Origin of the sequence: Hwangdonia sp., from assembly GCF_048381975.1 — a bacterium.
GTDB lineage: Bacteria > Bacteroidota > Bacteroidia > Flavobacteriales > Flavobacteriaceae > Hwangdonia > Hwangdonia seohaensis.
In genome coordinates, this window is record NZ_JBLWYT010000006.1 from 1 (window position 1) to 26,385 (window position 26,385).

The 26,385-nt window shown below is 35.8% G+C and carries 20 protein-coding genes; 1 reads left to right on the forward strand and 19 read right to left on the reverse strand.

All coding sequences use genetic code 11. The features are described from left to right. Positions 1-207 precede the first annotated feature (207 nt). From ACN5J7_RS11380 to ACN5J7_RS11420, 9 genes are all read right to left on the reverse strand, one after another. Complete coding sequence (locus ACN5J7_RS11380; protein ID WP_418603989.1) at positions 208-1,155, reverse strand: hypothetical protein; 948 nt, start codon at positions 1,153-1,155, stop codon at positions 208-210. Between the two features lie 15 nt (positions 1,156-1,170). After that, positions 1,171-2,220: a hypothetical protein gene (locus ACN5J7_RS11385; protein ID WP_418603990.1), complete on the reverse strand. Its 1,050-nt coding sequence runs from the start codon at positions 2,218-2,220 to the stop codon at positions 1,171-1,173. Between the two features lie 7 nt (positions 2,221-2,227). Next, the gene (locus tag ACN5J7_RS11390) at positions 2,228-2,686 is read right to left on the reverse strand and encodes a T9SS type A sorting domain-containing protein (protein WP_418603991.1); all 459 of its coding nucleotides are present in this window, start codon (positions 2,684-2,686) and stop codon (positions 2,228-2,230) included. Continuing rightward, the gene (locus ACN5J7_RS11395) at positions 2,683-5,937 is read right to left on the reverse strand and encodes a tail fiber domain-containing protein (protein ID WP_418603992.1); all 3,255 of its coding nucleotides are present in this window, start codon (positions 5,935-5,937) and stop codon (positions 2,683-2,685) included. The genes ACN5J7_RS11390 and ACN5J7_RS11395 overlap by 4 nt, the downstream gene beginning before the upstream one ends. Positions 5,938-5,985: 48 nt before the next feature. Further along, positions 5,986-6,726 carry a DUF4412 domain-containing protein gene (locus ACN5J7_RS11400; protein WP_418603993.1) on the reverse strand — a complete coding sequence of 247 codons (741 nt, stop codon included), beginning with the start codon at positions 6,724-6,726 and terminating at the stop codon, positions 5,986-5,988. Between the two features lie 6 nt (positions 6,727-6,732). Further along, the gene (locus ACN5J7_RS11405) at positions 6,733-7,638 is read right to left on the reverse strand and encodes a hypothetical protein (protein WP_418603994.1); all 906 of its coding nucleotides are present in this window, start codon (positions 7,636-7,638) and stop codon (positions 6,733-6,735) included. 2 nt (positions 7,639-7,640) lie between these two features. After that, complete coding sequence (locus ACN5J7_RS11410) at positions 7,641-8,762, reverse strand: hypothetical protein (protein ID WP_418603995.1); 1,122 nt, start codon at positions 8,760-8,762, stop codon at positions 7,641-7,643. 100 nt (positions 8,763-8,862) lie between these two features. Beyond that, complete coding sequence (locus ACN5J7_RS11415; RefSeq protein WP_418603996.1) at positions 8,863-9,012, reverse strand: hypothetical protein; 150 nt, start codon at positions 9,010-9,012, stop codon at positions 8,863-8,865. A gap of 147 nt (positions 9,013-9,159) precedes the next feature. Then, positions 9,160-13,071: a hybrid sensor histidine kinase/response regulator transcription factor gene (locus tag ACN5J7_RS11420; protein WP_418603997.1), complete on the reverse strand. Its 3,912-nt coding sequence runs from the start codon at positions 13,069-13,071 to the stop codon at positions 9,160-9,162. A 213-nt stretch (positions 13,072-13,284) separates the two neighbouring features. On the opposite strand from ACN5J7_RS11420, the gene ACN5J7_RS11425 reads away from it, so the two are divergent. Further along, positions 13,285-13,785, forward strand: coding sequence for a DinB family protein (locus tag ACN5J7_RS11425; RefSeq protein WP_418603998.1), 501 nt, complete (start codon positions 13,285-13,287; stop codon positions 13,783-13,785). Here ACN5J7_RS11425 and ACN5J7_RS11430 read toward each other — a convergent pair. The 10 genes from ACN5J7_RS11430 to ACN5J7_RS11475 all read right to left on the reverse strand — a co-directional run bounded on the left by ACN5J7_RS11430 (position 13,782) and on the right by ACN5J7_RS11475 (position 26,369). Then, a complete protein-coding gene (locus tag ACN5J7_RS11430) occupies positions 13,782-14,021 on the reverse strand; it encodes a DUF6095 family protein (protein WP_311937556.1) in 240 nt (79 codons plus the stop codon). The genes ACN5J7_RS11425 and ACN5J7_RS11430 overlap by 4 nt on opposite strands. Continuing rightward, entirely contained in the window at positions 14,008-14,829 is an 822-nt protein-coding gene (gene murQ, locus ACN5J7_RS11435) for an N-acetylmuramic acid 6-phosphate etherase (protein WP_311937559.1), read from the reverse strand. The genes ACN5J7_RS11430 and murQ overlap by 14 nt, the downstream gene beginning before the upstream one ends. A 29-nt stretch (positions 14,830-14,858) precedes the next feature. Then, entirely contained in the window at positions 14,859-16,319 is a 1,461-nt protein-coding gene (locus ACN5J7_RS11440; protein ID WP_418603999.1) for a TolC family protein, read from the reverse strand. Positions 16,320-16,325: 6 nt separating this feature from the next. Continuing rightward, complete coding sequence (locus tag ACN5J7_RS11445; RefSeq protein WP_311937565.1) at positions 16,326-17,678, reverse strand: ABC transporter permease; 1,353 nt, start codon at positions 17,676-17,678, stop codon at positions 16,326-16,328. A 1-nt stretch (position 17,679) separates the two neighbouring features. After that, the gene (locus tag ACN5J7_RS11450) at positions 17,680-18,924 is read right to left on the reverse strand and encodes an RND transporter (protein ID WP_311937566.1); all 1,245 of its coding nucleotides are present in this window, start codon (positions 18,922-18,924) and stop codon (positions 17,680-17,682) included. A 150-nt stretch (positions 18,925-19,074) separates the two neighbouring features. Next, on the reverse strand, positions 19,075-19,890 hold the full coding sequence (locus tag ACN5J7_RS11455; protein WP_418604000.1) for a DUF4249 domain-containing protein: 816 nt from the start codon (positions 19,888-19,890) through the stop codon (positions 19,075-19,077). A 4-nt stretch (positions 19,891-19,894) separates the two neighbouring features. Further along, entirely contained in the window at positions 19,895-22,270 is a 2,376-nt protein-coding gene (locus tag ACN5J7_RS11460) for a TonB-dependent receptor (RefSeq protein WP_311937570.1), read from the reverse strand. A 72-nt stretch (positions 22,271-22,342) separates the two neighbouring features. Further along, positions 22,343-24,550: an NADP-dependent isocitrate dehydrogenase gene (locus ACN5J7_RS11465; protein WP_311937572.1), complete on the reverse strand. Its 2,208-nt coding sequence runs from the start codon at positions 24,548-24,550 to the stop codon at positions 22,343-22,345. Between the two features lie 848 nt (positions 24,551-25,398). Then, the gene (rplS, locus tag ACN5J7_RS11470) at positions 25,399-25,749 is read right to left on the reverse strand and encodes a 50S ribosomal protein L19 (RefSeq protein ID WP_311937574.1); all 351 of its coding nucleotides are present in this window, start codon (positions 25,747-25,749) and stop codon (positions 25,399-25,401) included. A gap of 200 nt (positions 25,750-25,949) precedes the next feature. Then, on the reverse strand, positions 25,950-26,369 hold the full coding sequence (locus ACN5J7_RS11475; RefSeq protein WP_311937577.1) for a thiol-disulfide oxidoreductase DCC family protein: 420 nt from the start codon (positions 26,367-26,369) through the stop codon (positions 25,950-25,952). Positions 26,370-26,385 lie beyond the last annotated feature (16 nt).

Consider the following 26,385-nt stretch of genomic DNA (forward strand, 5'->3'; position numbering starts at 1 on the left):
ATTCCGAACAGAGAAGTTAAGCCCGTTAGCGCCGATGGTACTGCATTTGTGGGAGAGTAGGTCGTTGCCTTTTTTGAAGAGTCTGATTACAATACGTAGTCAGACTCTTTTTTTTTTTTGCATAAACTTTGGCATGTGAGATAATCTATAGAAAGTAAAAGGTATATAAGAAATACATTGAATAGATTTTTAGTACCATATTGTTGATTAATCTTTAACTTCAAAGGTTTTAAATAAACCTTTGCCCTTGGTATTGGGCACTTCAGAAATAAATGCATATTTACCAGGTTTTAAATCGGTATAGAAATAACCTGTACTTCCAGCTGGCATATCATTAACTCCACCTAAAAAAGTAACGCCTTTTGGAACTGGGGTAATGAGTCCTTTTGGGTTTGACCAGTCCATCCATGCTTCTAGAGCATCTTCACTAACACCATTTTCTAACTTTACTAAATTTACATCGTGCTGCATAAAATTTTCGTGCTGTTTTTGGTCTTTATAAAAGACTGAAAATATTTGTTTACCCTTAGTAATGTTTTTATCATAAGTTATCCCTTCGGTATTAGATACCTCAATATTTACAGTAGGTTCTGGAGGTGTATTACCGCTATCTTCTTCAAGCACAATGACAGGCTTAGCCATTCCCATAGAAGTATGAAATTTACCATTTGACATTTTTACATAGCATTCCATGATGTAATAACCAGGATCCAACTTTACCGATGTAATTGCAGTGTGCTTTGGTGCAATCAATCCAGAACCACCCGAAAATACTATGTCTCCAAACCATGCTGGCAATTTACCAAAGGCAGCGAAACCTTCTTCTGGCTTACCTTGATTGATTAAATTCATGCCTTCTTCAAAAACCGGTGCAACATCAGTTATGGTATTGTCAATAGTTTTGCCTTCAGGGTATTTATCTAATAAAAAAAAGTGAGTTTCATTTGATAGGTTTTGATATTTAAAGGTGTTCCACCCTGAGGGAATTGTATCTGTACATTGAAACTCCATGCTTCGTGTTATTATATCAATAACATTTGATGGATTTTTAGCTATATTATTTTTAATTGATTCTGTTTTTTTTTCATTTTTACAATTAAAAAAAATAGAAATGAGTGCAAGTAAAAAGATAACTGAATGTTTAAATGTTTTCATTATAAAATTTTAGTTTTAATTGTGATTAATTTTTAATATTAACTTATCGTTTTCATTATTAATTATTTTGGCTTTTGTATTGGTTAAGTTAAAAGTATCGCCCGGTATAAAAGTATCACCTGGTATAAAAGTATCACCTGGTATAAAAGTATCACCTGGTATAAAAGTATCGCCTGGTATAAATGTATCTCCTGGTATGAAAGTATCTCCTGGTATAAATCTCTCAGTTGTATCAATAGCTAAAACGGCTTTATTGGCAGGGAGTACCGAGTAGTTTCCGTATAATATTCCTTTATAAAAATTACTGTTAGGATACTTTTTGGCTACTATTTCAGGATCGTTCATAGTTTCTAAAAGCTCTATGTTTTTAACCCTGTTAGTTGTATTATCTACAATCATTATAATTTTTGTACCTTCATTAGGTTTTTGGATATTACTAATAATTTTAACATGGTTTATACCCACCTTTGCCTCAAAATGAGAATCATTAATACCTCCTCCAAATGAGATCATAGTGGGTTTCATTTTAAACTTCAAAAAGTTTAGTACCAAATTACCATCAAGAAAAACTTTGAGTTTGCCTGTTTTGCATTCTATTTTTACATGGCGCCAAACGGGCTCTAAAGTATATAAACCTTTCAAGAAGTTTTTAGCACTACCCGGTTGTGGATGAGCCCAACTGGTTTCCAATCCATCACGTTTTAAAGTTATTGGCTTATAAGAAATGTCACCTTTTCCATAACCATATTGGCCTTCCCACAGTCTAATTTCAATACGTTGTCCGTAAATGGATGAAGTTTTTCCAAAAAACATATCAAATTCTACAGTAAAATCATCACCTAGATAGTTGTTGGTTTGCCCATTAACTATTGGTTTTATAATACCACCATGCATAATGCTGATCATTTTATTACCATCTGCTTGATCTATTGATGCCATACCATTAATGACATCCCAATGGTTAGGAAATTCACCTAAAGGCTCTTTAGCCACATTGTCTTGGAATATTTGACCAAACGTTATTGAACAAAATAAGATTGTAAAAATTGAAGTTAGTGTTTTCATGGTTTTATTATTTAATTATTATTTTTTTTGTTACCTGCTTGTTGTATGTAAATATTTTTAATAGATAAATTCCAGATTGTAGGTGATTCACTTTGATTTTTGATTTTCTTGTACTTAATACCTTGCTACCCAAAACATCATATATTTGAATAATATTTAATGGAATGGTTGATTTTATGTTTATAAACTGGCTTACGGGATTGGGGTAGATTTTAATTGCATTTCCCGGTATGGTCTCATCAACCATCTCCAAACTTTTAAAAATGGAGTTATCGATAAAGCCTTCTGAAACCAAATGATTGTTTACACTGTATTCTTGAAGGTTTACTTCCCCAATGGTATATAGCATTTGCAAATTTCCATTTATGGAACTTGCGCCACCACTGTCGATACTATATTTTACTATTGATTGTCCATAAATATGCATGGCAAAACAAAGCAGTACACTTGTTGTAAGCTTTTTCATTGTTGTTTGTTATTTAGTGATTCGAGTTGTGATACGCGATTGCTTAAATCTTTAAATTGCTCTACTTGGGCGGATAAATTGTTAATCTTCTTATTTTGATTATCAATAATATTTTGCTGATCTTGTATGGCTTTGATAAGCACTGGGATTAACTCGGTATAGTTAATGCTCAAGGTTTTGTTTTTATCTTCACCAACATCTACTATTTCATTTATAATGGGTTGAACATCTTGGGCTATCAACCCAAATGTTTTTGAGCTTTCTTCAGGTCTGTTTTTCCAATTGTAAGCTACAGGGCTTAGTTTTAAAATGGTTTGCAATCCATAATTTAAATCAATAATGTTTGATTTTAACCTTCTATCTGAAGGCAAATCATAACTAAAAGCCAATATATGGCCATTTGTGAAAACGGTCATGGCATTGGCTCTAAAGGTGCCTCCGGTACCATCACCAGTTCCGTTGCCAATTTGAAATAAAACGTCTGGACGAATATCATTATATTCTCCAATAACCAAACTGCTTTGGCCATCGGCAATGGTACCCAGTCCCATGGCTACTGAATAATCGCCATAAGCATCCGTATTAGACCCAAATGCTGCCGAGTAACTGCCGTTTCCAATGGTTGAACTCCCAGATGCGAACGAGTAATCGCCGTGAGCCGTAGTGCCAACGCCCATTGCAGTTGAAAAATCGCCAGTTGCTTTGGTTGTTGTACCCATAGCGGTTGCATATAGCCCAGAAGCAGTAGTAAGGTTGCCCATTGCCGTGGAAACGATACCTGATGCGGTAGTATTTGCGCCCAGAGCTGTTGCAAAATTAGCACTGGCAGTGGTGTTTGTTCCAATTGAAACCGCACCTTCCATGGTAGCAGAATTGTCCTTTCCTAGAGCAAAAGCGTAATTACCGGAAGCTTCGGAATTGTATCCCATGGCTGTTGACCAATCACCAGAGGCCAAAGAGCTAAATCCAAAAGCGGTAGAACCGGCACCGTTTGCTTGTGATTGGCTGCCCAATGCGGTTGAATAAGCTCCTGTGGCTTGGGTAGAAAACCCCAAAGCAGTTGAAGTGTTTCCAATGGCCTCTGTACCAGACCCCGCGGCAAAGGCCCTACTTCCTAAAGCGCCCGCACTAATTGAAGCCGAAGTATTGGTACTTAAATCAACTGCATTTAAACCAATTTGCCCATAATTATCGGGATTGCGGCCACTAATTCGGTACCCTATGCCATTCCCTTCGTTAAGAGCTGTTAAACCTCCGCCGTACGTAGCATCGGCATATTCTTTTGTAATGAGTGCTTTGGCATTTGTAATTTCGTTTATATCGAAACTTGGAGCAGTGATTACCCCATCAAAATTTACCGTAAACGCATTAGATCTTCCGGATGAATTGCCATTACCCACTTGAAACAGTATATTTGTAGCCGTTGTGTTATCATTAAGTCTGCCCACGACAGTGCTAAATTGATCATCGGCTATGGTTTCAAAACCCATAGAAGTAGCACTAAATCCGGACGCCGTAGTAAAATTACCCAAAGCCGTTGCAGCAAAATTGGTGGCGTTTGTTTTATAACCTGTGGTAAAGGTAGAGCTACCACTGGCTCCAAGGTTTAAAGCAGCATCGGGGTTCGTGCTTAAATCTACTGCGTTTGCGCCAATATTGTCATAATAATTAGGGTCTTTATTAATTAATCGCCACCCTAATCCATTACCCTCATCAATAGCTTCAAGTCCCGTTGCCCCCCCTGTGCCACCCGAATAGTTGGCATCGGCATATTCTTTTGTAATTAGTGATTTGGCATCTGTAATTTCAGAGATATCGAAGGTTGGTGCCGTAATCGTGCCGTTTTTCAATATTGTTAAGGCATTAGACCTAAAGTTGTCGTTGCCGTTTCCTATTTCGAACAATGGATCTGTATCCACCCAAGCGTCTGGGTCGCCACCTCCTAAATTCCTGTTACCAAATGCTGTTGACTTATAGGCATCGGCCCAAGTGCCGTAGCCATAAGAAAAAGTAGTATAGCCAATGGCTCTACTGCTAAAACCACCGGCGAGGGAAAAAATGTTAGATGCTATATTTCTGTTGCCAAGAGCAAATGAATAGTTCCCTGTTGCTCCATATTCTGATGATGGAGCAAAACCATCACTTAAATCAATGGCACCTCTGCCTATGTTACCGTGGTTGGCAGGGTCTCTTCCTTTTAAACGCCAGCCACTGCCGTTGCCTTCATCAATAGCTTCAAGACCGGTGGAAGCACCGCCCGAACCACCCGAATAATTGGCATCGGCATATTCTTTTGTAATAAGCGCTTTGGCGTCGGTAATTTCATTGATATCGAAACTTGGTGCGGTAATGGTACCATTCCTTAATACCGTTAACGCGTTTCTTCGAATATCGTTGGTGCCATCAATATATTGTCCGTTCCCAATTTCGAACAGAGGATCGGTTGATGCGGCCAATAAGGGGTCACCGCCACCAACGTTGTATAACCCGATGGCTGTTGAATTGGGAGCTTCGGCTCGAGTGCCAATTCCCAAAGCGGTTGATGAATGACCAGAGGCCACTGTTCCAGCTCCCATAGCGGTAGCTTGAGCCTGTGAAGCTATGGTACCTACACCCGATGCAAATGAGCTCTGACCTGACGCCGTTGTATTTAGTCCAACAGCAGTTGCATAATTTCCTGTAGCACCTCTAGTGGTTGAAGATGCCCAACTATAGCTTAAATCTACGGCGCCAATGGCGATTGGACCGTAGAAATCTTCAGGTCTGTCAATTAAACGCCACCCAATACCTCCACCTTCATCAAGTTGTTCAAGTCCGCTATTGTTTGATTGTTCTGCAAACAAAGCATAAGGAACAACTTTAAATTCGGTAGTGCCCATATCTGTTAAACCCGAACCAGAATCGATACGGACTTTTAAAAAGCGGGAACCGAAAGTTCTTGTTGTTCTCCAATCTAATTGGTTGTAACCATCTTCAAATCCAGATAGCGGTGTGCCTTCGCCGATATTGACTATTACTATACCGTTGGCATCTGTACTCGTGGTGTGGGTTTCAGCATAAACCACATCTAAAAACTGTATTTCCGGTCCGTCTAGAATTGAAAACTCAATGGATATATTTTGATTTATTAATGCATTGTTATTATTATCTTTAATTAATGCTTTATAATTGATTCCCTTACGTTGGGTAGGTTGGGAAAAACTTAAACCAGTAATAAAAAGTGCGAGTAAAATAGTTGGTATGTTTTTCATTGTGTTGGTTTTTATTGATTAATAGCATTTTATGTTTTCAGTCACGGACTAAAAGCCCATTCCAAAGCTCATAAATTGATAGTCTTCTTTTTTTATATCGGTCTTTTTTTCTTCAAGACTTATAGCTGTCATCGTGAAATTATTTTTACTTTTCTTTTTGTGTACAGCTGTTATTTCCATTAATAGCGCATCTTCTTCAAGTACTTTTAATAACGCAGGATCAAAGCCTTTTGGGCTATTTTTGTTATTGGCGAAAGCGAAAAAAGCACTAAAATTAACAGGTGCATCTAGGGTAAAATAGACATCAGTAATAAAATCAGCATTTTCCATTTGCATGCCGTAACAGGTATAGCCCAATATGGTTTTGGTACCAATTTCCTTAAAGCTGTATTTGGGTTCTTTTTTACTGGATTTTTGGTCTTTTATTTTTGTTATTTGAGCCATATTCTGGCCATTCATGTTCATAAACATGATTGAGATTTTTTCTTTTGAATCCATTACTATGCGCATCGTACCTTTTCCTTTTAATTCTTTTGAAGACATTACCATCCCAAAATAGTTCTTGCTATTGGAATTAATGAGATAATCCATCTGCATGGGGTCGTTTTTTGCTGTTCTAATTTCGGTTTTAAATTCCCAGTCAAACGTGTAAGCCTCGGGTAATTTTGATTCGTCCAATTTACCTTTGCCTAACAGGCCTTGCATTATTTTTTTTGTTGGATCCTGTGCTTTAACCGGCATGCTAAAAAAGAAGCATAAGGATAATAGTATTATAAATTTTGTTTTCATAATGAGTTAGTTTTTGTTTTTTTGTTTGTCTTTTTTATTGTGTTTCCAAGGCTCCAAACCTTTTTCTAAGGGGATTATTTTTCCTAAGGGCCCGGGCATTAAAGATTTTTCAATGGCTTCGGGAAGGGTTACTTTCACGTTTTCGTACGAGAAAACGAATTTTCCCGTGGGATGATCGTCTTCCTTTACTTGCGGATTGATTGTGTTTATGTATAATTCCGCTAATCTGTCTTGATCATCAAACAGTATATAACTTCCGGGATACTCGGCATCATTATAGCTGAATTTTGTGCAGTTGTTAGAACCGTTGCAATTGGTTTTTGATGCGATATAATAATCATTGTCTATAAAATGCTGGGGTTTGTATATAAATGCCATCTCCAATACTAAAAAGCTGAGTGCCAAGTCTTTTTCTTCCAGAGCTTGAAATGCTTCGATGTAAGGTTCTGGGGGGAGTTTGTAGGCTTGCGGTATCATGCCCGCCATCATAAAGCCCATCATTCCGGAAGAGGCTAATGTTCTTTTTTCGTATTGTCCTGCCTCAGTATCGTATCCGTATATAAAACCTTTGCGGTCTTGATAAAGCGGCTTTTCTGAGTTGCCCGCAACTTCGGTTCGCATCGCTATGGTTTCGGCATCAAAGTATTGGGTATGCACCACGGCATCGCTATCGTGGTAGAGTTTCATAACAACATCGGTGGTAAAGAAATCTTTTGCCGAATTGATGATAAGCTCCTCTTCTTCGTAAGATGTTGCTCTGTGCTTTGCATTATCTGAGGTGTCAAGCGAAACTTCTCTGGTTTGGTAACCTTTTTCTTTGGCTCTTTTTTTTAGCTCATCTAGTAATTGCGCTTCAACACCAATACATGATAAAAGACATATTAGCGATAAGATAATTAGTTTTGGTTTCATTATTATTCTACTTTTAAGAGTAATTTGCCTTTTTTGGTTGACAGTATTTTAGTGTTTACAATTCTTAAGTTTAGTTTATTACCCGATATGTATTGGTCACCTGGTAAATATTGGTCACCTGGTAAATATTGGTCACCTGGTAAATATTGGTCTCCCGGTAGGTATTGATCCCCCGGTAAGTATTGGTCTCCGGGTAAGTATTGATCCCCCGGTAAGTATTGGTCTCCGGGCAAATATTCCTTTTCTGTGTTAAAGGACAACAATGAGTTTTTTAACGGTTGCACAACATAATTTCCATAAAGCACGCCCAAAAACAATTTACTGTCAGGATATTTTTGAGATACCAAATTGGGAGTTTGCATGTTTTCAAACAATTCTATATTTTGTACTTGGTTGGTTTCCTTGTCAACTACAAGTACTATTTTGGTTCCTCCATTTGTGTTTGAATTTTGGTTCGTATTAACTCCAGAAATATTTACATTTTTAATGGCTCGAATAAAAGAAACACCAGACTCTGCGGCTTCACCTCCAATTGAAATAATGGCAGGCTTAAACTTATATTTTGGCATATTAATAATCTGTTCGCCATCAATATATACTTTTAGCGAACCTTTATTATAAAGTATAGCAATAAAGCGCCATGTGGCTTCTTTTTTTTGGGCGGGATCGTTATTAAAGACATTATGTGCTATATTTCTATTATTGATTTCATCATTACCATAAAGATAAGCACCGTGCCTAAAAATTTTTATCGCATCATACCATCCTTTTCCAATGTTGTTTTCGAAGGTAATTCGACCACTACCATCCCAAAAGCGAATACTATAATGTTGTTCGGTAGGGCCTTTTAGAACCCCATTAAAATAAGCTTCAAATTCTAATGTAAATGAATCGGTTAAGTAGTTTTTACTGTTTAATAAAGGTGTTATTATCCCTCCATTTGATAATGAAATTACTTTCTCGCCTTGAAACGTGTCAATTTGAGCAGAACCTTTTATTAAATTCCATTTAGATGGAAATTCACCATCTGTTTCGTTATCTGGTTTGTCTTGAAATGATTGCGAATAACCAATTCCAGAAATTAGAAATAGTAAAATAACACTAAATATAGAAGTTGTTTTCATAACCATAGTTTTAAAGTGATTAGTTGATTTTAAATTGAAAAGGAAACAACGCCAACTGTTGTTTTTGTTATTTCCTTTTGCACACTGATTAATAGCGTCTTTATATGTTTTTATCAAGCTTGATAGATTTTATTACTTTGTTTTTAAGCGTAATGTTAAGTTTGTAATGCCCGTTTTTTAAATGGTCTATACTTAAAAATATAGGCTGTTCTTTATGGTCGTTTTCGGTTATTTTAGTTTGCTTAGGCATTATTTAATAACTAAAGGGGAAAAGTTAAACTATTACATAACACGCTAATTGATGTTGTTTTGCGATGTAAAATTATAGAGAAGCCGCTTTGTTTGATGCTAGATATGTAACAAAACATAGAACATTTGTAACATAAGCCATTTAGTTTTATGTTTTTTGCAAGTAATCGTTTGGGGTGCAGTGGTATGCTTTTTTAAAACATTTAATAAAGTAAGATGGTGTATTAAACCCAACCTGATAGGCAATTTCAGAGATGGTGTAGTCCGATTTTTGTAAAAGTGATACGGCCATTTTTAAGCGTTGCGACCGTATAAAAGCCGTTGTGGTTAAACCTGTAAGGGCCACTAGTTTTCTGTGCAATTGCATGCGGCTAACCAGCATTAATTTGCTAAACTTGGCGGCATTAAATTCGGGGTTTGATAAATGTTCATTTAAAACGCTTTCAATTTTATTCAGGAAATCCTCGTCAAAAGTAGTGGTGGCTATGTCTTTGTTTTTTGAAATGTTATGTTGCGAATAACGTGATTGTAAAGACTTCCTTAATTCAATTAAATTTTCAATGCGCTTAATTAAAATTTTAGATTTAAAGGGTTTTGTAATAAAATCGTCGGCACCAGCTTCAAGCCCTTTAAGTTCATTTTCCTCACCAACTTTTGCAGTAAGTAATATTATGGGAATATGACTTGTAAGCATGTTGTTTTTTAATGTTTTACACAACTCGATGCCATTGGTAATGGGCATCATTATATCGCTAATAATAATATCTGGAATGGTTTCGAGTGCTTTTTTTATACCGATTTTTCCGTTTGCTGCTTTTAATATTTTATAATTGGACTTTAAAATGGACTCTATATATTGCCTTACGTTCTTATCGTCTTCAACAATTAACAAAACCGGTTTTTCGGAAGATTCGTTAAAGGTTTCAGAAAGTTCTTTTTTAATTTCAGAAGATTGCGAGTTTATAATTTTGTTGTTGTCGGGGCTAATATCTTCTATATCAAAAGCTTCTTTATTAATGGGAAGCGTTACGGTAAACTGAATTTCATCTTTATTTACCGTACTGGTTACCAGCGAACCATGGGTTAAAGCAACCAGTTCTTTAACTAAAGCCAACCCAATGCCAACGCCATCTGCATTTGCGTTTACCTGATAAAAGCGGGTAAATAATTTACTTAAATCTTCCGGTTTAATCGTGCTTCCGCTATTTATAATGGTAAGTATGGCATAATTGTTTTGTTGCTCTGTATTGAAATAAATATGACCTTTTTTTGGGGTGTATTTTACGGCATTGGCCAGCAAATTAGTGACAATCTTTTCTACGATATCTTTATCAAACCAAGCCTTTGGGATATTTGAAATATCGGTTTTAAACTGCAAACCTTTTTTTTCGGCTCTGTATTGAAACGATGATGCTATCTGTTTTAAAAGAATACCTAAATTATCGTTTTCAATATTTAACTTTAAATGACCGGTTTCCAATTTTGCCAAATCCATCAGCTGATTCACCAAATTCAAAAGGCGTTTAGCGTTTCGATGGATAAGTGAAAGTTCTTTTTTATCGGTATTTGAAATCTTCTTTTTTGCCAGTTGATTTTCCGCTGGCCCTAAAATTAAAGTTAATGGTGTTCTAAACTCATGCGAAATATTGGTGTAGAGTTTGGTTTTAAATTCATCCAAATCTTTTAACCTGTTGGTTTCGGCGTGTTCCAACTCCAATTGTAACTTTAGCTGCCATCGCCATTTAAAGTATCTGTAGGTTAAAAATATCAACAACAATAAAAGCAATCCATAAATAATTTTTGCGGCAGTATTTATATACCAAGGTTTTAAAATGGTAAATGCGTAGGTTGCCGGAACTTCATTCCAAACTCCGTCATAATTACTAGAAATTACTTTAAATACATAATCGTTAGGTGCTAAATTGGTGTAATGGGCGGTATTTATATTGGTTGATGCAGACCAATCGGTGTCGTGGTTTTCTAATTTGTACTTATATAAATTTCGTTCGGGTTGTGAGAAATGCAGGCTTGAGAATGTAAATGTTACGGTGTTTTGTTTAAACTTAAAGGCTTTGTTTTGAATGAGCGGTTGGTTTTTATTGAATATGTCGAAACCTGAAATTATGGTTTTAGGTTTTACCTTATTAAATGATATTTGATTTGGATGAAACCAATTAACGCCCTCAAGACCGCCAAAATAAAGGGTGCCATTTGGCGACTTAAAATAGGCTCCGGTATTAAACTCTAAAGCCTGTAGGCCATCATAATTGTTGTAGTTTTCAACAGTTGGAGTTTCTGCATTTTGGGCTAAGCTAAACTTGGTTAACCCACCGTTGCTGCTCAGCCAAAGGTTGTTGTCGTTATCGGGTAAAATGCCATAAATAACATTGTTTGGCAAACCGTTTTCTGTGGTGAATACAGATGTTTCGTTTAATTTAATATCATACTTTTTTAGCCCTTTTCCAGCGGTCCCAATCCACAAAATAGCATCTTTATATAATAGGGATTTAATAGGGCCATTAATACCTTTAAGTTTTTCAATGTGTTTGGTTTGCTGGTTTAGCTTAAAAACGCCTTTATTTTCTGTGCCAATCCACAGTTCGTTTAAATTGCCTCTAACTACTGTTTTTATATTGTTTGAGGTTAATGCGGAATTGTTAACGTTGTATTTTTCTATAATGCCTTCATTTTTATCAAAAAGCACCAAACCGTTATTTTCTGTACACAGCCAAGTGCGTTGCGATGTTTCAGGCAACATCCCCCAGATGGTGTAGTTCGATATCTCTGGGAAATATTTAAAACGTCCAGATGAATCCATAATATTTAACCCAAATACCTGATGCCCAATCCATAAGGATTCGTTATTATAACACAAGCTGATAATCCGGTTGCTTACTATATCAGAGTTGCTTGTTGATATTGTTTTGTAAATGTTTTTATCGTTATTAATATATGTTAAACCTTTCCCGGAGGTGCCAATCCACATGTTTCCTTCGGGGTCTGTGCTAATACTTCGTACCACATCTATATTGACGGATTTTGGCATTTGCTTATTGGTAAGAACATTAAACTTTACCAAATGCTCATCATAATAATTCGCACCAGCGCCATCTGTACCCAGCCAAATAAGGCCTGTGTTATCTTCATACAACGATAATATGTCATTATACTGAATGGCAAACGGGTTGGTTTTATTCTCTAGAAAATTGGTGAGTTTATTTTGTTTAAAGTCAACCAAATACGCACCGTTGCCATAGGTTGCAATCCACAAGCGGTCTTTGTCATCAACCAAAAGATCTTGAATATTAAGGTTTTTAGGAATCGGAATGTTTACATTTTGTTTAAAAGGATGAATTTTATCATCTTGTGTTTTTTTATAATACAACCCCTTGCTGTAGCTGCCAAACCAAAGTGTTCCGTCTTGGGTTTGTGCTATCGCACTATAATTAGTTGTGTTGGCATGGTGTTGGGTTAAATTTTTATAGTTGTTATTTTGGTTTAGGCTTAAAACACCACCGGAGGTCGCTACGATTATTTGGTCATTTAATTGATGAAATGCATTAATCGTCCGTTTTAAATCAATTGGATTTAACAACTGGATTGTATCCTTTGAAGTAGCATCAATTTTAAACAAACCCATGCCGTAAGTTCCAATGTAAGTATGGTAGTTTTCGTCTTGAAAAATGGTGCTTACATTATTAAATTGCTTTATCGTTTTGAAGCTATCTTTTTGTGGTGTGTAAAGTTCTAGTTTACCTGAATTGGTAATAATCCACAATTTATTTTTTTTGTCAATATATATTTTGCCCAAGCGGCTATACGTTGGTCTTGTAATATCTTCAAATTGTTTGTTGTAAATTTTAAACGAACGCCCATTGTATTTGTTTAAACCGTCTTGGGTGGCAAACCACATATAACCAATACTATCCTGCGCTATACTAATCACACTGTTTTGTGAAAGCCCATCTTTTATTGATAATTGACTAAACGCTATTTGCTTATTAATTTCAGGGTTTAACGAGTCTGCCTTAAAATTATTTTGAGAGCTTAGGTTTTGCAATAGGCAAACAAATAAAATTGATAAAACAAGTTTCAATTAAATAAGGTATTGGTTAATAGCTTCTTGTAAAGTTAGTAAAGAATTTCTTTAAACAGAAAAGGAATTGTTTTATAAAGAGGAAATTTATTTTAATACAGTGCTGTAAGTATCTTTGAGATTAAAGACTAAGCAAAAGAGTTTTCAAGTTTAAAATATTTTAGTACATTGGATTATATGAACATTATTATTGAATCTACTCTAAAAACACTACAAAAATCAAAAAAACTACTTGATAGCCTACAGGACGATACATTGTGTAACGCGTCTTTGGCTCCCTATTATTCAAGTATTGGTACTCATATTAGGCATATTTTGGATTTTTACGATTGCATATTCAATTTGAATTCCGACAATATAATCGATTTAACGGCGAGGCGCAGGAGTAAGGATGTAGAGTGTAAATGCGATTGCGCGTTGGCTTATCTCAATGAAATTATCGATAAATTGAATCACTCCAAAATTAATATGGACGAAACCGTAATTGTGATTGATGATTTGGGCTTGGGAAAAATTGAAATACAATATACTTTAGGGGCTGTTTTTGCACAGGCGAATAGCCATACCATTCATCATTACGCCATTATAAATTATATATTGGAAGGGCTGAAGGTTCCTTTTAGCGATACCGATTTTGGTGTTAATCCAACAACACCAAAACTTAGCAACTTAAATTAAGAGTTGTTTTTTTTAAACATACTATCCAATACCGTATTAATGCCTTTGAAAGCAAAAAATATGGCTAAGGCACAAATTATGCCTCCCATAATCAATATGGGAATATAAAGTGGTTTTTCTTTATTGCTAAGTGCAATATGCAAAAGTATGGGGCCTAAAAACATGCAAGCTAAGGCAATCCCCATTTTTTTTAAACCTTTAACCAGTATGTTTTTATCTGTTTTATGGGTTTCCATGTTTGTAATTTTGAACCGCTAAACGCACACTGCCAAATTTATCCAATAGTTGTTTTGCTGTTTCTTGCGGGACATTAATTTCGTTCATAATCATTCTCACGCCTCTGTCAACAAGCTTGTTATTGCTTAATTGCATGTCGACCATTTTGTTGCCCTTTACATGCCCAAGCAATACCATGGTGGTTGTGGTTATGGTATTTAAAACCAATTTTTGGGCGGTTCCTGCCTTCATTCTGGAACTTCCAGTTACAAACTCAGGTCCAACAATAACCTCTATGGGGTATTTTGATGCCGCTGCCAAAGGGCTGTTGTAATTACAAGTAATGCACCCCGTAATAATGTTGTTTTTATTACATGTTTCTAACGCTGAAATAACATAAGGCGTGGTTCCCGAAGCCGCAATACCAACTACAACATCTTTATCGCTAATGTTATAATGTTGTAAATCTTGCCAGCCTAATTCTGTAGAATCTTCAGCAAATTCTACGGCATTTCTTATAGCAGTGTCTCCACCGGCAATGATTCCGATAACCAAATCTGGGGAAACGCCAAATGTTGGTGGGCATTCAGAGGCATCTAAAATACCCAAACGTCCGCTTGTCCCCGCGCCAATATAAAATAATCGTCCGCCATTTTTTAATTTCGGAACAATTTGTTCAATAAGCGCCTCTATTTGCGGCAGCGATTTCTCTACGGCAAGCGGTACTGTTTTATCTTCGTTATTGATGTTGGTAATCAACTCATTAACACTCATCTTTTCGAGATGATTGTAGTTTGAATCTTGTTCGGTTGTTTTGGTAAAATTCATAATTCAAAAGTATGAATTATTAGCGAGTTTTAATCATAAAGAATATCTTCAACTTCAATTTTTTTATCATTAATAAAATCATAAAGCGTCAGTTGCCTTAATATGTAATAATCTCTCCAGAATTTTTCGAGCGAGTTTAAATATTCAAATACGGCCTTGTCTCTTTCTTCTAAAGCGATATTTAAATTTGTAATGTCCACTTTGTTTAATACATATCTTTTTTTGGAAATTTCATAGCGCTTCATTGAAACTTCTTTTGCTTTTTCAGCGGTGAATAAAAAATCCCTTTGGTTGGACCAGTTTAGTACATGTAGGTATATTTCTTGTTCAAACTCTTGCTTATCTTGGTTTATATTATTGTTGGTTAAATCTAAATTGGCTTCTGCCATTTTACGCCTGGATTTAGATACGCCCCAATCGAATATTGGAATACCAACAGAAACCGTAACGTTTTGTTGTTTGTTAAAGTTGCTAAATAGGTTGTTGAAATCTTCGCCATTTTGCGATATCCCAAAATTGGCCCGTATCCCTAATTGTAACCTGTTGTTTCCTTTTTGAAAGGCGACTTGTTTTTCGGCCTCCAAACGTTTTCTTCTAAACTCGATAACCGCCTTTCTGTTATTCTGTGCCTCACTTAATGCTTTTTCAATTTCGACATCAAAAAGGGGAAGTTGTTCCGGGATATCTAAGGTTAAGTCTTCGTTTTCCAACTCTAAGTATCGTGCTAAATTTTGCGAGGCTCTTTTTAATTCGATGGTATTTGTGGTAACTCTGTTTTTTGAATTTAAGTACCTTAACTCCATTTGCAACAGCTCGTTTTCGGCAATTTTGCCCACTCTAAATCTGCCTTTTGCTATTTGCAATAAGGTGTCTTGGTTTTTTAAGTTGGTTTCTGAAATGGCCAACTGCATTTGTGCTTTTAGCAAATCGAAGTAGCGCCTCGAGGTACTAACAGAAATTTGCTCCATGTTTTCAATAAAATCTCTTTTGGATTCTTCGTAAATTAACGGTTCAATTTTTTTATCCCATTTAAATTCGTTGAACAATATTGAACTTTGAAAATAATTAATGGAAAACGGAATAACGGAATACCCAATATTATCGTCGAGACCAAATAACTCAACGCGTTCCAAGTTTGTGTTTACCGACAAGGTGCCTCCGGTGTACGGCACACTTTGAGAAATGGATAAACCGCCATCGATAAGCAATTGATTTTGTGTTACAAAAACATCCTGTCCGGCATCATTTGTTATTCTACGTACAGCATTTCGATATTCGGGTAGGGTTGCGGTAAGCCTTAATTCTGGCAAGAAACTAGCTTTATAACGCTTGAAACGCCAATAGTTCGATTGGTTTCTGTTTAAATTGATTTTATAATCCGGTGATTTTTTTCTAGCAATTTCAATCGCTTCGTTAAGTGTTAGTTTTTTGGACTGCGCATTATGGAACAATGGAAAAATAACGATAATAATAAGGAGTATTTTTTTCATATTTTATTATTCGGTTCTTAAAGCTTGAATAGGTTTTTTATTAGCGGCTGCTTTTGCTGGGAATATTCCAAATATTAAGCCCACGGCAACGGCAATAAAGAATGAAATCATAATTGAATTTATCGATAAAACCGTTTCAATCCCTGAAACTATTTCAATTACGTAAGCCCCTATAATGCCTAGGATAATGCCTATAATACCTCCACCAACACTGATAAGTACGGATTCTGATAAAAATTGTAAAATAACATCTTCTTCTGTGGCACCAATGGCTCGAATTATGCCTATTTCTTTGGTTCTTTCCAGTACCGAAGCAAGCATGATATTCATAATACCAATACCGCCAATTAAAAGCGATATTCCGGCTATAATGATTAATACAATATTAAATATTTGTTTTGTTTTCTGTTGCTGTTTAAGGAGTTGGATGGGAATTTCAATTTCAAAATCTAAAACATCGTTATGTCTTCGTTTTAACATTTTACTTAAAACTTCGGCGGTTGCTTTTAGCTCATTTGAATTTGAAACCTGTACAGTTAATCTATCAATTTGATGGTAATTACCTCTAGGGATTCTCTGTTTCGGGCCATTTTGGTTTCTATTTCTGGCACCTATTTTATCGCTAATTATCTTACGGTCTTTGTAGCGTACCAAAAAGGTGTTTATGGGTATATAAACGTCTTCATTTAAATCTCTTATCCCTAAATTTTCCTGGGCTTTATCTGAGATTAATTTCTCTTCAATAACACCTATTACCTTGAGCCAAACATCTTTAACTTTAATTTGTTTTCCTAAGGCGCTTTCGCCAGTGAATAATTTTTTCTCAACCTTTTTTCCTATAATACAGACGGGTAGGGCGTTCTCAATTTGGTAGTTTGAAAAACCCTTACCGTTTTCCAGGTTTATATTTGAAGATTCAAAAAATGCAGGGGAAATACCAATGAGTTTAACCGAGTTTTGCCTCCCATTGTTAATAACATAGGTGTTTAAAATGATTTCTGGGCTAACAAGTTTTATGCTGGGAATGTTTCTTTGAGCGCTCAATGCATCTTGGATATCAAGCCCTTTTGAAAAACGTTTTGACTCAGATTCGTTGGCATTTTCATCGGCTTCGTTAGCGTCTTCATCTTCCTCATCGGGAATCGGGGTAACCACAATGTTGTTGACGCCTACCAACTCCAATTGTGCTAAAATTTCTTTTTCTGCGCCATTTCCTATGGCAAGCATGGTAATTACCGAAGCAACACCAAAAATAATGCCCAATGCCGTTAAAAAGGTTCTAACCTTATTCGTTTTAATAAACCAATAAGCTTCACCGAAATTAGATTTTAGCTTTTCTAAAAGTAGTTTGTCTATCATCTTATTTCAACAGCGTTATACTTTTATTATCTAAATCTATGGGTCTATTTAAATAAACAATATCATTTTCTTTCAATCCTTTTTGAACAATTACAACTTCGTTATTTGATGGCCCTAACTCAACTTGTTTTTTATCAATGGCCAATCCGGATTTTACATAGGCGTAACTAATGGAATCCTTGGCAAAAACGGCTTCCAGAGGAATCATTAAAACATCTTCCTTTTTATCAATTAGTATTTTGTTGGATGTTGTCATGCCAGGTCTTATATTCTCGTTGGTTTCATTTAGTTTTATTAAAACCTGAAAAAGTTTAATATCAGAACCTGCTTTGGTTTCTCCCACATTGGCAACCTCGGTTACAATACCGTCAAGCTCAATATCGGGGAAAGCATCAAAGCCTATTTTTACTGGCAGGTCTTTTTTAATCTTTCTAATGTCAACCTCATTGCTATAGGTTCTTGATTCCATTTTGGTTAAATCGGGCAAACTGGCAATAGCAGGTTCCCATGGTGATACCGTAGAGCCTACTTTCTTTTTTGTGCCGTTCCATTCTCTTATATAAGTTACCATCCCATCGTCATCGGAATGAATAGTAAATTCTTTTTGCAACTGCATTAATTCTTCAATGCGTTTAGAGATTTTGGAAACCTCCGTGCCCACCTCAATCATTCTAGCATTGGCTTGCCTCTTTTTTATGGAATAGTCTGCTTTTTTTTCTTTTAAATCCCGTGCTGTTTTTTCAATTTTTATTTCTAAGGATCTTATGGTTGCTGGCGGCTCATAAATTGAACGCTCTAATTCTAAGCTGTCTTCTTCTATATTGAATAATAAGTCCTTAATGGAATTGCGTTCTTGTTTTAGGGTAAGTGTGGTATCTAGTTGTTGTTGCGTGAATCTAGATTGGGCTTTATCCAAATTTAATTGGGCATCAAGTATTTTTCCGTTAAGTTCAGATACATCTAGCTTGCCAATATAATCTCCCTTTTTTACAATGGTGCCTTCGGGAACTAAATCTTGTATTTTTATATTAAAAATACCAAATCTCCTAGCATTAGTAGGGCCGTTAATTTTTTTTGAGCTTGTAGATTGTGCTTCACCAGAAATAAGCACTTCATTTAAAAAGGTTCCTTTTACAACTTTGGCGGTAAGCGAAACGTCTTTATCGGTATTGGAACTAAAAAACGAATAGGAAACAACTATTAAAACGATTGCGCCAATTACGTAAGCGATTCTTTTTTTATTCATATTATTTTATGTCTTGATTGGTTGTTGATAAAAGTAAATAAAATTGTTGTTTGTAAGATTTTATTTTAGTTAATATCGTCTTAAAAAATTACAATTCATTTAACAATGCATCAAAAATTAAGCCATAGTAGTAAATTACAAATTAAAACCTCAATCCACGACGTAAGAAAAAATGTGGGTCTCTGAAACCCTAAAATAGCCCAAGGGATAGTTGTTTGGGTTGGTTACATTTATACAATTGCCTCTAACGGTTGCTGGTTGGGCTTCAAAAGGATCGCCGGATTCGTTATCGGTTTGTTGAAGCAAAATATTCAAATAGTTGTAAGTACGACTGGAAATACCATAACTGATAATTTCCAACAAGTCGCCGCTTGAAAGGTTTTCGTCCGAATAAAAAGCAAAAATCTGATTGCCGTCTGTAAATTCATCATCGTAAACTTCAAGATTTATCGTATTTAAGGCGGGTTTTCTGAATTCGAATAAATAAAAGTTTTCAATATCTTTTGGATCAGTATAAAAGGCTTTAATTTCTATTTCGTCGCCTGCAAAACCACCGTCGTTTTTTTGCTCTATAAATTCAATTGGAGTTACCGGTTTAAGTGTTTCTGTGGCGAGATACCTATCGTTTTCGTAGATAATGCTTAACGTATATTCACCATTAATTACAGGGATGAACATATTGTTATTGTAAATGCCCGTTGTGCCATCTTCAATAAAATTAAACGTATTATTATTTGTATCGGTCACGGTTACAATAGCTCCGGTTGCAGGTGGAATATTATCATCAAAAAAAGGCGCGGTGAGCGATAATTTAATTTGTTGCATGTTACCGTTGGTGCCTTTTTCCCAATTTAAAGAGGCATCAATAACCATTCTGGTTTCGGCCGTTTCCAAATCTACTTGAATAACATCTTCGCACGACAAAAGTAAAGTGTTTATTAATAATGTAAATAGTAATTGTTTCATAAACCTATAGTTTAAAATTATAAGATATCGATGGAACGATGCCGAATATGGATAAACGTGTCGCTTCGTTTGACCCTGTTGTTTTGCTTTGACTAAAATTTATTGAGGTGGCATTTTTACGATTATAAATATTGTAAACCCCAAAAACCCAATGGCTTTTCCACCTTTTGTTTTCTGATTGTTTTGGTTGATATTTTAACGAAACATCTAATCGGTTGTACGCCGGTAATCTGTTTTTATTTCGTGCGCCGTAATTGGGAATATTAATGCCATTGTAAACATATTGCCCGTTTGGAAATGTTGCCGGCTGCCCAGTTTGGAACAGAAAATTGGAGTTAATTTCCCATTTGTCATTCAATTTAAAGCTTCCCGTTAAAGAGATGTCGTGGGTTTTATCGTAAGGCGTGTTGTACCAATTACCGTTGTTAATGCCTAACTCATTTGGCGTTCTGCCTGTTGTTTGTTGTTCGGATTTTGAAAGCGTGTAAGCCAACCAGCCTTTAAATCGACCTTTGTTTTTTCTCAATAAAAACTCCAATCCGTAAGCTCTTGCTTTGCCATTAAGAATTACCTGTTCAATGGCGTTGTTTGCAATTAAATCGGCACCATCAATATAGTCTATCCTGTTTTTTATGGTTTTATAAAAAGTCTCAATTTCCAATGAATACACATCATTTTTAAAATTTTTAAAGTAACCCAAAGCGTATTGGTCTAACAATTGAGGTTTAACATATTTCCCACTGGGCGTCCAAACATCCAATGGTGTGGGCGAGTTGGTATTCGATAATAAATGTAAATATTGACTCATACGGTTATAGCTCCCTTTTACAGAACTATTTGAATTGATTTGATACGCTGCTGAAAAACGCGGTTCTAAGTTGAAGAATTTAGCAATAACATCGCTACGCTTAAACGCTTCTGTATCGGTAGGATTTGCCTTTTCGTAAATTTGAAAATCTTCATTAAAAACTACAGGTTGATTATTCGCGTAAACATTAAGTTCGTCTTGCCCTAACCGAAAAAACGAACTAAACCTTAAACCGTACGACAGAGCCAGTTTATCTGAAACTTTATGTTCGGCATCTACATACAAAGCGTTTTCAAAAGCATATTTATCTATAAGTTTAAACGGGTTGATGCCCGAAGTCTCCACCGTGGGATTTATTTCTCCAGGATTAAACTTGTAGTAGATGCTATTTAACCCGTACTGCAGTTTAAATGTATCGTTTAAATAGTGTTTTAAATCGTATTTAATGTTGAAATTCTGGATGCCGGAAATCCAATCAAACTCAACAAAACTGAGCTTTAAATTGTAATAATAATCAGAGTAGATTAAAGATAAATTAGAAAATAATTTGTCTGAAAACAAATGATTCCATCTAAAATTCAATACCGAATTGCCATAGGTGTTTTCAAAGGAGTCCTCAATTCTAAACACATCTCTACCAAAATATCCGGATAAATAAATGTTATTCCGGTCGTTTAGCTTATAGCTCAGTTTGGTGTTCAAATCATAAAAATAGGCAATGTTATTAATGTCGAAAAGCGGTAAAAACAAATGTGCATAACTCGATCTGCCTCCAAAAAGGAAAGATCCTTTGTCTTTTTCAATCGGTCCTTCGGCAAGTAATCTGCTCGCAACAATGCCAATGCCACCATTTAAATGAAACGCTTTACTGTTTCCCTCTTTTTGATAAATATCCAAAACCGACGAAACCCGACCGCCATAACGGGCTGGAATACCACCTTTAAATAAGCGCAAATCTTTAATGGCATCCGGATTAAAAACCGAAAAGAAACCAAACAGGTGAGAGGAGTTGTAAATGGTCGCCTCATCCAAAAGAATCAGATTTTGGTCTGCCGAACCGCCTCTCACATTAAAACCAGATGAAGCTTCGCCAGCATTGGTAACACCTGGTAACAAGGTAATAGCTTTAATAATATCGGCTTCGCCTAAAACGACAGGAATGTCTTTAATAGTGCTTGAGGTTAAGGTATTAACACTCATTTGCGGGTTTTTTATACTTAGTTTTTCAATGTTTTCGGTGATGATGACTGTGTCTAAATTTTCAAGAGATTCAACCAAACTTATATGTTTTGTAATGTCGCTGTTCAGTTCGATGGTTTCAGTTATCGTAGTATAGCCCAAGTAGCTTACAATTACCGAATACGTGCCTTTTGGTAAAGTAATGGAGTAAAAACCGTAGGCGTTGGTTGTGGTTCCGGATCCCGTTTCTGGAAAGATAATGTTAACACCAATGAGGGTTTCGTTGCTTTTTTCTTCTGAAATGATACCGCTTAAAGTAAACTTTTCTTGTGCATTTAGGGAGAGATTACAAAAGAATAGGGCAGTAGCCGCCCAAAACACAAGGTGTTTCATAAAACGATTTTTTATAAAAATAAAAAAAAGCCCCTAATTTTAGGGGCTTTTAACAAAATATATCCATGTATGTTAAATGATACTGTTAAGCGTTTTGCTTGGTCGCATCACTTGGTTTATTAAAGTTTCGTCTGGCTCGTAGTAACCGCCAATATTTGCGGGTTTGCCTTGAACCTCGGTTAATTCGTTAATAATAGCAGTTTCGTTATCAGCTAATTGTTTTGCCAATTTTGAAAACTCTTCTTTTAATGCTTTATCGTTATTTTGATTAGCCAATTCTTGTGCCCAATACAACGCTAAATAAAAATGGCTTCCTCTATTGTCTAATTCGCCAGCTTTACGCGATGGACCTTTTCTGTTTTCTAACAGTTTTTCGGTGGCATCATCTAAAGTCTCACTTAATATTTTAGCTTTTGCGTTATGGTTTACTTCGCTAAAATGCTCTAATGAAACGGCAAGTGCTAAAAATTCACCCAAAGAATCCCAACGCAAGTGGTTTTCTTTTAGCAATTGTTGTACGTGTTTTGGTGCCGAACCACCCGCACCGGTTTCAAACAATCCGCCACCATTCATTAATGGTACAATCGATAACATTTTTGCACTGGTTCCAACTTCAAGAATGGGGAATAAATCGGTTAAATAATCCCGTAAAACATTACCGGAAACCGAAATGGTGTCTTTGCCAGCCTTCAATCTTTCACAAGTAAAAATGGTGGCATCGGTTGGCGATAATATTCTTATGTCCAATCCGTTTGTATCGTGATCTTTTAAATAGGTATTTACTTTTTTAATAAGTTCGGCGTCATGTGCTCTGTTTTTGTCCAACCAAAAAACGGCCGGTGTTTGAGATGCCCTTGCGCGCGTAACGGCTAATTTAACCCAATCTTGAATTGGAGCATCCTTAACTTGGCACATACGCCAGATGTCTCCGGCCTCAACAGTGTGGTCAATTAAGGTTTTGCCCGATGCGTCAATAACACGTACGGTACCGTTTGAAGGGATTTCAAAAGTTTTATCGTGCGATCCGTATTCTTCGGCTTTTTGAGCCATCAATCCAACATTGGGAACGGTTCCCATGGTTGTTGGGTCGAAAGCACCGTGTTTTTTACAAAAATCGATAGTCGCAGTGTAAATGCCTGCGTAACTACTATCCGGAATTACGGCTTTGGTGTCTTGTTGCTTACCTTCTGCATTCCACATTTGACCGGATGTACGAATCATGGCCGGCATAGAAGCGTCAATAATAACGTCACTGGGCACGTGTAAATTGGTAATGCCTTTATCGCTATTAACCATAGCTAAATCTGGCCTGTTTTTATAGGCAGCATCAATATCGGCTTCAATTTCTTTACGCTTAGCCTCGGGTAATTTTTTTAAATCGCTGAGCAAATCTCCAAAACCATTATTGACGTCAACACCAATTTTTTCGAAGGTTTCCTCATGTTTGGCAAAAACATCTTTAAAGAAGATACGCACCGCATGACCAAAAATAATGGGGTCTGAAACCTTCATCATTGTGGCTTTCATATGTAATGAAAACAATACTTTCTTAGTTTTAGCATCTTCAATTTGTTCTTCTAAAAACTGTAATAAAGCGCTTTTGCTCATTACCGACGCATCAATAATTTCCCCTTGTAGCAATGCAAGGTTGTCTTTCAAAATGGTGGTGTTCCCTTTGGTATCGGTATGTTCTATTTTTACAGTTGTAGCGTTTTCCAACGTCACTGATTTCTCATTATGCGCAAAATCGCCATGGCTCATTGTTGCTACATGGGTTTTAGAATCGCTGGCCCATGCACCCATGGAATGCGGGTTTTTTTTGGCGTAGTTTTTTACGGCTTTTGGTGCACGTCTGTCTGAGTTTCCTTCCCGTAGCACAGGATTTACTGCGCTACCTTTAATTTTATCGTAACGCGATTGTATGTCTTTTTCTGAATCGGTTTTGGGCTCGTCCGGATAATTAGGAATGCCAAAACCTTGCGATTGCAACTCTGTTATCGCCGCTGTTAATTGCGGAATTGATGCACTAATATTTGGTAGTTTTATAATATTGGCTTCAGGTTGTTTGGCTAATTCTCCTAAAAAAGCCAAATCGTCTGAAACGCGTTGGTCCTCATTTATAAAATCTGGAAAAGTTGATAAAATTCTTGCGGCTAAAGAAATATCCTTGGTTTCAATATCAATTCCCGACGATTTAACAAAAGTCTTTACAATTGGTAAAAAAGAACGGGTTGCTAGTGCTGGAGCTTCATCAGTTTTTGTATAGATAATTTTAGACATTCAACTTGTGATTTTTAAAGATTTATTACTCGAATAATTGGTGTAGAATTAACGCTAACGTTTTTCGCGATGCGAATATACAAAAATTGAATTTTAATATCTTGACGAAACTGAGTAGTTTTTACGGATTTGTTAGAATGCTAAAAAAGTATAAGACCTGTAAGAAATTGATAAAAAAGAAGTGTTGAAATTATAAAAAAACAAAAGCCATATCACTGTAGAATCTAATCTACTCTGACATGGCTTTCTTTGAAATAACGTTACGTGATCTATTAGTATTGCTACTAAGGTGGTTTTAATTTTCATAAAACCTTTTCAATTCAAGCACTATTATTTCAATGAAACATTTTGTGTTGTAATTTTCAAAATGTATTGACCTATTACCAAAATGCTTCAGTAAATTGTTTTTCTTGATACATTGCAGTTAACCACCTATTTTCACGATTGGTAAACTCCAAGCATTGCTTTATTAATAGCGTTCCCTTTCGGTTACGACTACTTTTTCAAGCTTTCGGCTGCACTAGATTCCATCTACTTGCGCATCTGGGACTTTTTACAGCGTCATGGTTTTCTGCTCACACACGCATACACGTGGCACATCCAAACCTCAAAAAACAATTATATATAAAGAACGTTACTCTATTTTAGACCTTAATATAAATTCGCTTTTAAACGAAATCAACCGAGGTTGCTATTAATTTCTTTTGCTAATATATAACCACATTTTAAAAAACAAAAATTTTTAAGCGTTTAGATATCAACCACTTATAAACAGCACTTATTAACAAAAGTTAATAAAAAAAGCCCTGACAAATGTCAAGGCTTTATATGTTTTGGTAAAAATATTACTAACGTCTGCGTTCTCTAATTCTAGCTTTCTTACCAGTAAGTCCTCTAAAGTAGAAGATTCTAGCTCTACGAACAGCGCCACGCTTATTAACTTCTATTTTTTGCAATGCCGGTAAATTAACTGGGAAGATACGCTCTACACCAATGGTACCAGACATTTTTCTAATTGTAAAAGTCTCTGATGAACCAGATCCTCTGCGTTGAATTACAACACCTCTAAAAAACTGAGTACGAACTTTTTCGCCCTCTCTAATTTCGTAATAAACCGTAATTGTGTCACCAGCTGCAAATTCCGGTAAATCTTTTCTTGTTACAAATTCGTCTTGAACAAATTTTACTAAAGATTCCATATCTTTAAATTTAATTGATTGTTAATTCAGAACAACATTCACGATTCTCGCCAGAGGTTGACCCGAAATTGGCTGCAAAGATAATTAATAATTAATAATGCACAATTAATAATTGCTTTTTTTAGGATGTTCTTTTTTAGTTAAAATTTATAGTCATTTTTTTAGGTTTTTGGTTGCAAAAGTCTTGTTTTTAAACATACTTACTCCAAAAATTTGCTCTTTAATTCGGGTGTGGGAATCATACATGCCTCCTTTTTACCATACCATTTATACCTGTTTTTGGCTATGTAATCGTAAGCCCAATTGCGAATAAAGGTGGGGACAATAAAAAAAACACTAATTGTATTAATGGGAAACCCTAATTTTGAAGCTATTTTTAATGCTGCCGTACTTTTATAATCAATACCTTTTTCGGGTGTGTAAAGCAATATGGAATCCGTTTTTTTTGTATCTATATTATAGGCTTCAATAACCGCTTTGCCAACATCACTTTGTAAAGCAGTAAACATAAATTGATTGTTTTTATCGTGTTTTATAACATATTGCACACTGTTGTTGCATAGGTTGCAAACACCATCAAACAGGATTAGTTTTTTGTCTTTAGGAAGCCCGAAATTCATAGGTCAAAGATACGGC